Raw genomic sequence first — 10,810 nt, forward strand, 5'->3', positions numbered from 1 at the left:
GCCGCACGGCCGCGCCCACGCGCAGGGGCTGCTCTTTGTGGTCGCCCATCGCTCCGGCTCCCTCCTTCGCTCGTCCGCCGGTGTGCCGTACTTGGCGCTTCCCCCGCGGGGGAAGCGCCCCTCTCGTGCGGTGCGGCGCGGGTCAGATCCGCTGGATCCGTACGCTGCGCAGGATGTTGGGCGACTGGATGTCCCAGACACCGATCACCTGGTGGCCGAAGGCGAACGCCTCCTGGATCTGCTGGTGCAGCTGCGGGACCGGGTCGTTGAGCACCCGGAACTGACCGTTGATGCGCAGGAAGACCTGCTGTGGCTGCCCCTGCTGGGGCTGCAGGACGTCGACGAAGCCGTTGGCCACGCCGGAGGCCAGGGACTGCGTCTGGACCTGCTGGACGACCTGCTGGAGGACGGCCTGCGCGAGCTGCTGGAGCTGCTGCTGGATCTGCTGCTCCTGCTGCTGGGCCTGCTGGTCGTGCGCTTGCGTCTCACCGTAGGGCTGTTGCTGCTGGCCGAGCTGCTGCAGCAGCTGCTGGAACGGCTGCTGCTGGCCGAGCTGTTGGAGCTGCGGCATCATGCCGGCCCCCGGCCATCCGGCGGACTGCTGGCCGAACGGCTGCTGCTGCCCGAACGGCTGCTGCTGGCCGAACGGCTGTTGCTGCTGGTGGGGCGATGTGCTCGGGAACTGCTGGCCCTGCTGTTGTCCCAGTTGGCTCATCTGCGGGGTGGTGCTCATGCGGTGTCACCTTCCCTGGACGGAGACTTGCCTTGACGGGTCGGTCTTTCCTGGGGGATGCGTCAGCCCGTGACGACCAGGCCGACGATCTCGTCGTCCGAGAACCACACCCGGACGTCGGGCCGTCCGCCCGCGAAGGCGGAGTGCACCGCCTGCCGGATCTCGGGGGACGGGTGGTTGAGGTTGCGCCAGCCGCCGGCCACGAACAGCCGTAGCCTGGGCGGGAGTTCGCGTGGGTACGGCAGCAGCTCGTCCCAGTACCGCTCGGCCTGGCCGGAGCCGACCGCCTGCGGCAGCAGCCTGCCGACCGCCGCCCTGATGTCCGGCCGGTTGCCGATCCGCTGGGAGGCGGGCCGGCCGGGCGCGTCCTGCTGCGGGGAGCCGGTGGTCCGCAGCACCTCGCGCGCCCGCTCCGGGGACATCGGGGGCAGCGAGGCCGCCTTCAGCATGCCCTGCAGGGAGGCCAGCGCGCCGACCACCACCGCAGAGGCGGAGGACGTTCCGGAGAAGGTGTCCGTGTACCAGGCGATCTCCTCGGGTCCGCCCTGCAGATCGCCGGGCCGGTCCCAGAAGCCGCCGGTGGTGGTGACCTCGCGGCCCCAGCCCTGGGCGTCCAGCCGGGCGCCGTAGTTGGAGAACGCCAGCCGTGAGCGGTCCGGTCCGTGGTCGCGGCCGTGCGTACCGGGCGGCGGGGCGCCCGCGCCGACCAGGACGGCGCCGGAGGACTGGTTGGAGGGGTTGAACGGGTTGCGCCACCACTGCGGGAACTCGTCGGGGCGCCGCTCGTACACCGCGTCGTCCAGCGACTCGCCCCCGTTGCCCGCCGCCTCCACGACCAGGACGCCCCGCGATGTGGCGTAGCGGATGGCCGCGAAGTCGTCCGGCCACCACTCGATCGCGACGTAGCCGCGCTGGTCGTCGCGTTCGGCGTACTCGAACCGCGGTCCGGGGCGGTGCAGTTCGACCAGGACGACGTCGCCGGGGCCGAGCCGGTCGGCCGCCGCGTGGATCGCGGCCGCCGTGCCGATGCCCTGCAAGGACGCGGCCGCGGTCACCGCCTCCGGCACGATGCCGTTCACGCCCGACTCGCCCCGGTCACCGCCGATCACGCCGATCACGGCGGTGCCGTGGTTGCGCCAGGCCAGGTCGGTCAGGGGCGTGCCGACCACGACGCCGGCCAGCTTGGCGGCCAGGTCCTCATGGCCCAGCTGCCAGGCGCCCTCGACGTCGATGACCGTCACCCCCTGACCGGACCCACCGGGCCGCTGCCAGGCCCAGTGGGCGTCCACTCCCTCCGGCGCCGGACGCAGACAGCCCTGACGGCCGCTGAAGTCCGGGGTGACGGGGGCGCCTTCCTTGAGCCGGCGGCCGTCGTCCACCGAGGCGGGCACGGCGCCCGGCTTGACGTAGGCCGTGTCGATCCCCGGCAGCGCGGCGATCCGCGCCCGCAGCTCCTGCGCCCGGCTCCCGCCGCCCCGTACCCGGTAGAACAGCGTGAGGTCGGGGACGTCCGGCTCGCCCGGCGCGGCGGCCGACTGCTGCAGCCGCTCCTCGCTGCCGAACAGCGGCTCCAGCGTGAGCTGTTCGTCGCCGAGGAACATGTCGAGGGCGGAGACATCGGTACCGGCCGCCGAACGGACGCCTTCGGCCCGGGCCCGCAGCCGGGCCTCGGGACGGGCGACGACGATCAGTTCCTGCTCGGCCCCGCGATAGGTGAATCCCGCTCCGTCGGGGCCCGGCCCGGATGCTCCCCGGCCCTCGGCCGGCTGTACCTGGTCGCTCATCGGTACCGCTCCCTTCGGTCCGTGCGGGTGCGCCGTCGCTGCACAACCAAGCACGCCCGGAGCGAGGCGTCCAGACCGTTTTCGCCAACTTCGTTTGAAACAAGTTGAATTGGGTAACGTGTGCAATCCGTCCGGAAACAGAGGTCACGCCTCAAACCGGCCAAAGGCTGCGGATGGTCCCGCGGAACCGCGGACACGAAGAAGGGCGGTGCGCCCGGCGCACCGCCCTTCTCCTCACTCCTCGGAGGACTCGTCGTCCTCGCCGCCCGGTTTCGGCGGCGTCGTCGGGGGTTTGGTATGGCCGTCCCGGCGCCGCAGATACCGCTCGAACTCGCGGGCGATCGCCTCGCCCGACGCCTCCGGCAGCTCCGCGGTGTCCCGGGCCTCCTCCAGCGTCTGGACGTACTCGGCGACCTCGCTGTCCTCGGCCGCCAGCTGGTCCACGCCGACCTGCCAGGCACGCGCGTCCTCGGGCAGCTCGCCCAGCGGGATGCGCACGTCGATCAGGTCCTCCAGCCGGTTGAGCAGGGCCAGGGTCGCCTTCGGGTTCGGCGGCTGCGACACGTAGTGCGGTACGGCGGCCCACAGCGACACCGCCGGTACGCCGGCGTGCGTGCAGGCCTCCTGCAGGACGCCGACGATGCCCGTGGGGCCCTCGTACTTGGTCTCCTCCAGGTCCATCCGCTGGGCCAGGTCCGGGTCGGACGTGGTCCCGCTGATCGGGACCGGACGCGTGTGCGGGGTGTCACCGAGCAGGGCGCCCAGGACGACCACCAGCTCCACGCCCAGCTCGTGCGCGAAGCCCAGCAGCTCGTTGCAGAACGAGCGCCACCGCATGGACGGTTCGATACCGCGGACGAGCACGAGATCACGCGGCTTCTCGCCGCCGACGCGGACGACGGACAACCTCGTCGTCGGCCAGGTGATCTTGCGTACTCCCGCGTCCATCCACACCGTGGGGCGGTTCACCTGGAAGTCGTAGTAGTCCTCGGCGTCCAGCGCCGCGAAGACCTCGCCCTTCCACTCCCTGTCCAGATGCGCGACCGCGGTGGAGGCGGCGTCGCCGGCATCGTTCCAGCCCTCGAACGCGGCCACCATGACCGGGTCGATCAGCTCGGGAACCCCCTCGAGCTCGATCACCCAGGCCTCCTTCCGACGTGCCCTCGCTTGACCCACCAACCTTACGGCGTCCGGCGGGGGCGCCCGCAGCCCCCTTGCACGGGGGAGTGAACGATCACTGCCCCGTCCGAGCCGCTCGAACACCCAAGATCGCCACCCCGGGCCACCCCGGCCCGGAAGCCGCTCAGAGCGTCGAGCGCAGCCACTGCTCCACGCTCGCGATGTGCACCGTCGCCCAGGAGCGGGCCGCCTCCGCGTCCCGGTCGTGCAGGGCGGCGAGGATCGCCCGGTGCTCGTGCAGGGTGCGGCTGACGGCGTCCTCCTGGGTCAGACCGCGCCAGATCCGGGCCCGGGTGGTGGGCCCCGACAGACCGTCCAGGAGGGAGCAGAGCACGGAGTTGCCGGAGCTCTGCACGATGCCCCGGTGGAAGTCCAGGTCGCAGGCGACCAGCTCCTCCACCGACGGCGTCTCGCCCAGCTTGTCCAACTGGGCCGACAGCGCGTCCAGTTGCTGCTCGCTGATCCGGGAGGCCGCCATCGCGGTCGCGGCCGGTTCCAGGATGCGGCGCACCGCGAGGAACTCCAGGACCGTGTCGTCCCGGTGGAAGTCGACGACGAAACTCAGCGCCTCCAGCAGGAGTTGCGGGTCCAGACTGGTCACGTACGTGCCGTCGCCCTGCCGCACGTCCAGGATCCGGATCAGCGACAGGGCACGGACCGCCTCGCGCAGTGAGTTGCGGGAAAGGCCCAGTTCGGAGGCGAGTTCGCTCTCTTTCGGCAGCCGGTCGCCGGGGCGCAGCGCGCCGGAGACGATCATGCCCTTGATCTTCTCGATCGCCTCGTCGGTGACTGCCATGTCCGGCCTCCCTGTCGCTCCCGCACGCCGTAAAGACATCCGATGTCTTACGACGACATTATGGGGGTTCACCGCGCTGAAGGGGGCGGCTCCGTCGGCGGGGAGCCGCCCCCTTCCCGGCGGGCCGGTTACTTCTTGTCGAGCAGGTCCTGCACCTTGGCGCGGACCTCGTCCGTGGCAAGGCCCCGGATCGTCAGCGTCGTGCGGCGGCGCAGCACGTCGTCCGGAGTCTGTGCCCACTCGTTGTCCCGGGCGTAGACGACCTGCGCCCAGATCTCCGGCGCGTCCGGGTGGACCCGCTCGCCCAGTTCCGGGTTGTCGTTCGCCAGGCGGGCGATGTCGAAGGCCAGGGAGCCGTAGTGCGTCGCCAGGTGCTTCGCCGTGTCGGCGGCCATCCGCGGACCCGGCGCCGGGTTGTCGACCAGCAGACGGTGGGCGACCGCGCGCGGGTTGGCGACACCGGGCAGCGGCAGCTTCTTCGGCAGGGAGGCGATCGGCTCGAAGTCGTCACCGAGCGGGGCGCCCGGCAGTGCCTCCAGCTTCTTCATGACCGTGCGGCCGATGTGCCGGAAGGTCGTCCACTTGCCGCCCGCGACGGACAGCATGCCGCCCCGGCCCTCGGTGACGACGGTCTCGCGCTTGGCCTTCGCCGTGTCGCCGGGACCGCCCGGCAGCACCCGCAGACCCGCGAAGGAGTAGGTGATCAGGTCACGGCTCAGCTGCTGGTCCCGGACCGAGAACGCGGCCTCCTCCAGGATCTGGGCTATGTCCTTCTCGGTGACCGCGACGTCCGCCGGGTCGCCCTCGAACTCCTCGTCGGTCGTGCCCAGCAGCAGCATGTCCTCCCAGGGGAGGGCGAAGGTGATGCGGTACTTGTCGATGGGGGTGGCCAGCGCCGCCTTCCAGGGGGAGGTGCGCTTGAGGACCAGGTGCGCGCCCTTGGAGAGGCGGATGGACGGGGCCGCGTTCGGGTCCTCCATCCGGCGCAGGTGGTCCACCCACGGGCCGGTCGCGTTCAGCACCAGCCGGGCGTTGACGCCGAACTCGTCGCCCGTCGTGCGGTCCTTCAGGTCCGCCCCGGTCACCCGGCCCTGCGTGAACCTCAGGCCGGTCACCTCGGCGTGGTTCAGCACGACGGCGCCCGCCTCGACGGCCGCGCGGACCGTCATCAGCGCCATGCGCGCGTCGTTCATCTGGTCGTCGCCGTACACCGCGACGGCCTTGAGGTTCTCGGTGCGCAGCTCGGGCACGTCCTGCGCCGCCTTCGCGGGCGACAGGAGGTGGCCGACGCCGTCGCCGAACGCGGAGAGCGCGGAGTAGGCGAAGACGCCCGCCCCGAGCTTCGCGGCGCCGTGCGGCCCGCCCTTGTACACGGGGAGGTAGAACGTGAGCGGGTTCGCCAGGTGGGGGGCCACCTGGCGGGAGACCGCACGGCGCTCGAAGTGGTTCTCCGCCACCAGCTTCACCGCGCCGGTCTGCAGATAGCGCAGACCGCCGTGGAGCAGCTTGGAGGAGGCGGAGGAGGTGGCGCCGGCGAAGTCACCGGCGTCGACCAGAGCCACCCTCAGGCCGGACTGCGCGGCGTGCCAGGCGGTGGAGATGCCCAGGATGCCGCCGCCGATCACAAGAAGGTCGTACGACGCCTTGGCGAGCTGCTCCCGGGTCTCGGCCCGGCTCGGGTTCGAGCCGGAGGCCGGGTGCGTCCCCAGGGCAGGCACGGACTGGAGGGTGGACTGACTGGTCATTTCGGGTTCTTACTCCTCATCAGAGCGTGCGAGAGCCGTCAGGAGCTCTCGTCAGCTCTCGTCGTCCTCGAGCCAGCCCATGGTCCGCTCGACGGCCTTGAGCCAGCTCTTGTACTCACGGTCGCGGGCGTCCGCGTCCATGCGGGGGGTCCACTCGGCGGCCCGGCGCCAGTTGGCACGGAGGTCGTCGGTGCTGGTCCAGAAGCCGACGGCGAGACCGGCGGCGTAGGCGGCACCGAGGCAGGTGGTCTCGGCGACCATCGGGCGCACCACGGGCGCGTCCAGGAAGTCCGAGAGGGTCTGCATCAGCAGGTTGTTGGAGGTCATGCCGCCGTCGACCTTGAGGGCCGCGAGCTCCACGCCCGAGTCCTTGGTCATGGCGTCCGTGATCTCACGGGTCTGCCAGGCGGTGGCCTCCAGGACCGCACGGGCCAGGTGCGCCTTGGTGACGTACCGGGTCAGACCGGCGATCACACCGCGGGCGTCGGAGCGCCAGTACGGGGCGAACAGACCGGAGAAGGCCGGCACGAAGTAGGCGCCGCCGTTGTCCTCGACGGACAGGGCGAGCGTCTCGATCTCGGCGGCGGTGGAGATCAGGCCCATCTGGTCGCGCATCCACTGCACCAGCGAACCGGTGACGGCGATCGAGCCCTCCAGGGCGTAGACCGGCTTGTCGTCGCCGATGCGGTAGCCGACCGTGGTCAGCAGGCCGGAGTAGGAGTTGATGATCTTCTCACCGGTGTTCATCAGCATGAAGGTGCCGGTGCCGTACGTGGACTTGGCCTCGCCCTCGGAGAAGCAGGTCTGGCCGAACAGGGCCGCCTGCTGGTCGCCGAGCGCGGAGGCGACCGGGATGCCGCCGAGCAGCTCGCCCAGCTTGCCGCCGGTGACCTCGCCGTAGATCTCGGAGGAGGAGCGGATCTCGGGCAGCATCGCCAGCGGCACACCGATCGACTCGGCGATCTTCTCGTCCCACTCCAGCGTGTGGAGGTTCATCAGCAGGGTGCGGGAGGCGTTGGTGACGTCGGTGTAGTGCTTGCCGCCGTCGACACCACCGGTGAGGTTCCAGATGACCCAGCTGTCCATGGTGCCGAAGAGGATGTCGCCGCGCTCGGCGCGCTCGCGCAGACCCTCGACGTTGTCGAGCAGCCAGCGGGCCTTGGGGCCGGCGAAGTAGGAGGCGAGGGGGAGACCCGTCTCGCGGCGGAAGCGGTCCTGGCCGACGTTGCGGCCGAGCTCCTTGCACAGGGCGTCCGTGCGGGTGTCCTGCCAGACGATGGCGTTGTGGACCGGCTCACCGGTGTTCTTGTCCCACAGCAGCGTGGTCTCGCGCTGGTTGGTGATGCCGATGGCCTTGATGTCGTCCCGGGTGATGCCGGCCTTCTGGATGGCTCCGGCGACGACCTCCTGGACGTTGGTCCAGATCTCGTTGGCGTTGTGCTCGACCCAGCCCGGCTTCGGGAAGATCTGCTCGTGCTCCTTCTGGTCGACGGAGACGATACGGCCGTCCCGGTCGAAGACGATGCAGCGGCTGGAGGTGGTGCCCTGGTCGATGGCGGCGATGAAGGGGCCGGCGGTGTGCGCGTCGGTCACTGTGTGCTCCTGGGGTTCCGTGAGTTAGGGGGAGGGTCTACCGAGTTGCTTTAAGCAAAAGCGACGTTGTAGATGCCTGCAGCGATCGCGCCGCCGATGAGCGGACCGACCACCGGGATCCAGGCGTAGCCCCAGTCGGAGCCGCCCTTGTTGGGCAGGGGCAGAAGGGCGTGCACGATGCGCGGGCCCAGGTCACGGGCCGGGTTGATCGCGTAGCCCGTCGGGCCGCCGAGGGAGAGACCGATCGAGACGACCACGAGCGAGGTGATCAGGGCGCCCAGGGTGCCCAGGCCGTTGCCCTTGTCGTTGAGGCCCTGGGTGAGGACCGCGAGCACCAGTACCACGGTGCCGATGATCTCGGTGGCGAGGTTCTGCCAGACGACCCGGATCTCCGGACCGGTGGAGAAGATGCCGAGCACGGGGCCCGCGCCCTTCTCCTGCGCCTCGACGGCCTTGGCCGCGGTGGCCTGCGCACCGGGACCGCCGACGATCTCCCGGTCGGTCAGGTGCGCGTGGAACTGGCCGTAGTAGGCCACCCAGACCAGGGTCGCACCGATCGCGGCGCCGAGCAGCTGGCCCGCCCAGTAGACCGGGACGTTGCTCCAGTCGCCGTCCTTGATGGCGAGCGCGAGCGTCACGGCCGGGTTGAGGTGGGCGCCGGAGAGCGGCGCCGAGGTGTACACGGCCGTCAGTACGGCGAAACCCCACCCGAAGGTGATGGCGAGCCAGCCGGCGTTACGGGCCTTGGAGGCCTTCAGCGTCACGGCGGCGCAGACGCCTCCGCCGAGCAGGATGAGTATGGCGGTACCGATGGTCTCGCCGATGAAGATGTCGGAGCTGGACACCCGCGACTCCTTTGTCCTTCGTCCAGGGGACCGAACCCCGGGTCCCTCCGGAGGTTCGAGCTGCCCTCGGGGATGAGAGCGGTGTCGGCCCTTGGCGTCGTCACACTCTAACGCGTATTGCCGGTAGGTGTTCGACAATGCCGACCGATGGACGGGAGTCTTGCCGGGGCGTTACGCGCTCGTCAAGAGTTCTGTTGTCGAAAGCACGGCCGAAAACACGATCGTTACTCATTGCCGCAAACAGTCGATCTTGCAGGTCAGATGGGTACCGGCGAGTAACAACAAGGGCCGGGGCACGCCACCGCGCCCCGGCCCTCGCTCACCTCTGCTCGCACAGACGTACGACATGCGTACGACGGGTGTACGACCCCTCAGAACCGCCCCGCCCCCAGGTCCCGCGAGACCGCGCGGGCGCAGTCCCGCACGGCTGCGATCAGCTCCGGACGCAGCTCCCCGTCCCGGCGCAGCCGCTCCACCGCACCGGTGATGCCGACCGCGCCCACCGGCATCCGCCGCCGGTCGTGGATGGGTGCGGCGACCGACGCCACGCCCTCCCAGGTCTCCTCGACGTCGGACGCGTACCCACGCGCGCGCGTGATGTCGAGGATGTGCTCGAAGTCCTCCAGGTCGCACGTGGTGCGCTCGGTGAACGGCTTGCGGTCGGCCTCGACCGCCTCGCTGTGCGCCACCGGGTCGTACGCCGACAGCACCTTGCCCAGAGCCGTGGAGTGCAGCGGCTGCATCGCCCCGATCTCCAGCACCTGCCGGCTGTCGTCGGGCCGGAAGACGTGGTGCACGATCAGCACGCCCTGCTGGTGCAGCACGCCGAGATAGACGCTCTCGCCGCTCGACCGCGCCAGGTCGTCCGTCCACACCAGGGCGCGCGCCCGCAGCTCGTGCACATCGAGATAGGTGGTGCCCAGGCGCAGCAGCTCGGCGCCCAGCTGATAGCGCCCGGAGGCGTCGTCCTGCTCGACGAAACCCTCGGCCTGCAGGGTGCGCAGAATGCCGTGGGCGGTGCCTTTGGCGAGGCCCAGCGACGAGGCGATGTCCGAGAGGCCGAGCCGTCGCTCGCCGCCCGCGAGCAGCCGCAGCATCGCGGCCGCCCGTTCGAGCGACTGGATGTTCCGTGCCATCGCCGTCCTGCCTCCGTCCCCTTCGACAGCCGAGTTACGGCGCCGCTGCCGCTGTTCGGCAATGTCGAACACTACCGGTCGATGACGACCCACCGCTAATGGTCGGTGGACATCTGTTGCGTCACTGGTGTCCCGTCGGTGACCTGCCGCCATCCTGGTCCGTCCCGTGGACTGACCGACCATCCCGGACGGGACCCGGCTACCCTGGCGGCGTGCGCCCTCCCTGGGAAGACCCGGGGAACCCGCAAAGCCGACAGCCGTCGCACTCAAGGGAGCCCTTTTCATGGCCTCGTCGCCACTGACCCCTTCCGCCGACAGCCGGACCCGTGCGTCCGCGCTCCGAGAGGCCCTCGCCACCCGGGTGGTGGTCGCCGACGGGGCGATGGGCACCATGCTCCAGGCCCAGGAGCCCACCCTCGAGGACTTCCAGAACCTCGAAGGCTGCAACGAGGTCCTCAACGTCACCCGCCCCGACATCGTCCGTTCGGTCCATTCGGCCTACTTCGACGCGGGCGTCGACTGCGTCGAGACCAACACCTTCGGCGCCAATCTCACCGCCCTGGGCGAGTACGACATCGCCGAACGCGTCGCCGAGCTGTCCGAGGCCGGTGCCCGGATCGCCCGCGAGACGGCGGACGAGTTCGCCGCCCGGGACGGCCGGCAGCGCTGGGTCCTGGGCTCCATGGGCCCGGGCACCAAGCTGCCCACCCTCGGCCACACGACCTTCGGCGCCATCCGCGACGCCTACCAGCAGAACGCCGAGGGCCTCCTCGCCGGCGGGGCCGACGCCCTGCTGGTGGAGACGACCCAGGACCTGCTGCAGACGAAGGCGTCGGTCATCGCCGCCCGCCGGGCGATGGAGACCGCGGGCTACGAGGTCCCGCTGATCGTCTCCGTGACCGTCGAGACGACCGGCACGATGCTGCTGGGCTCGGAGATCGGTGCCGCGCTCACCGCGCTGGAGCCGCTGGGCATCGACATGATCGGCCTGAACTGCGC

The 10,810-nt window shown here is 70.7% G+C and carries 9 protein-coding genes; 1 reads left to right on the top strand and 8 read right to left on the bottom strand.

The features are described 5' to 3' along the window. Positions 1 to 142: 142 nt before the first annotated feature. From ACWCQ1_RS50930 to ACWCQ1_RS50965, 8 genes are all read right to left on the bottom strand, one after another. Complete coding sequence (locus ACWCQ1_RS50930) at positions 143 to 733, bottom strand: hypothetical protein (RefSeq protein WP_451029990.1); 591 nt, start codon at positions 731 to 733, stop codon at positions 143 to 145. Between the two features lie 62 nt (positions 734 to 795). Further along, the gene (locus tag ACWCQ1_RS50935) at positions 796 to 2,517 is read right to left on the bottom strand and encodes a S8 family peptidase (RefSeq protein ID WP_451029991.1); all 1,722 of its coding nucleotides are present in this window, start codon (positions 2,515 to 2,517) and stop codon (positions 796 to 798) included. Positions 2,518 to 2,751: 234 nt separating this feature from the next. Continuing rightward, on the bottom strand, positions 2,752 to 3,657 hold the full coding sequence (locus ACWCQ1_RS50940) for a PAC2 family protein (protein ID WP_133047154.1): 906 nt from the start codon (positions 3,655 to 3,657) through the stop codon (positions 2,752 to 2,754). A 163-nt stretch (positions 3,658 to 3,820) separates the two neighbouring features. After that, positions 3,821 to 4,492 (bottom strand): FadR/GntR family transcriptional regulator, encoded by a 672-nt coding sequence (locus tag ACWCQ1_RS50945; RefSeq protein ID WP_133047153.1) that lies wholly within the window; start codon positions 4,490 to 4,492, stop codon positions 3,821 to 3,823. Between the two features lie 128 nt (positions 4,493 to 4,620). Further along, positions 4,621 to 6,237: a glycerol-3-phosphate dehydrogenase/oxidase gene (locus ACWCQ1_RS50950; RefSeq protein WP_358611064.1), complete on the bottom strand. Its 1,617-nt coding sequence runs from the start codon at positions 6,235 to 6,237 to the stop codon at positions 4,621 to 4,623. A gap of 51 nt (positions 6,238 to 6,288) precedes the next feature. Next, positions 6,289 to 7,830, bottom strand: coding sequence for a glycerol kinase GlpK (gene glpK, locus ACWCQ1_RS50955; protein ID WP_133047151.1), 1,542 nt, complete (start codon positions 7,828 to 7,830; stop codon positions 6,289 to 6,291). Positions 7,831 to 7,880: 50 nt separating this feature from the next. Further along, positions 7,881 to 8,675 (bottom strand): MIP/aquaporin family protein, encoded by a 795-nt coding sequence (locus ACWCQ1_RS50960; protein ID WP_358611067.1) that lies wholly within the window; start codon positions 8,673 to 8,675, stop codon positions 7,881 to 7,883. Positions 8,676 to 9,046: 371 nt separating this feature from the next. Then, a complete protein-coding gene (locus ACWCQ1_RS50965) occupies positions 9,047 to 9,811 on the bottom strand; it encodes an IclR family transcriptional regulator (protein ID WP_133047149.1) in 765 nt (254 codons plus the stop codon). 283 nt (positions 9,812 to 10,094) lie between these two features. Between ACWCQ1_RS50965 and ACWCQ1_RS50970 the strand changes: the two genes are divergently transcribed. Continuing rightward, the coding region (locus ACWCQ1_RS50970; RefSeq protein WP_207929921.1) for a homocysteine S-methyltransferase family protein at positions 10,095 to 10,810 on the top strand (716 nt) is incomplete at its 3' end.

The organism is Streptomyces sp. NPDC002144 (assembly GCF_053593695.1).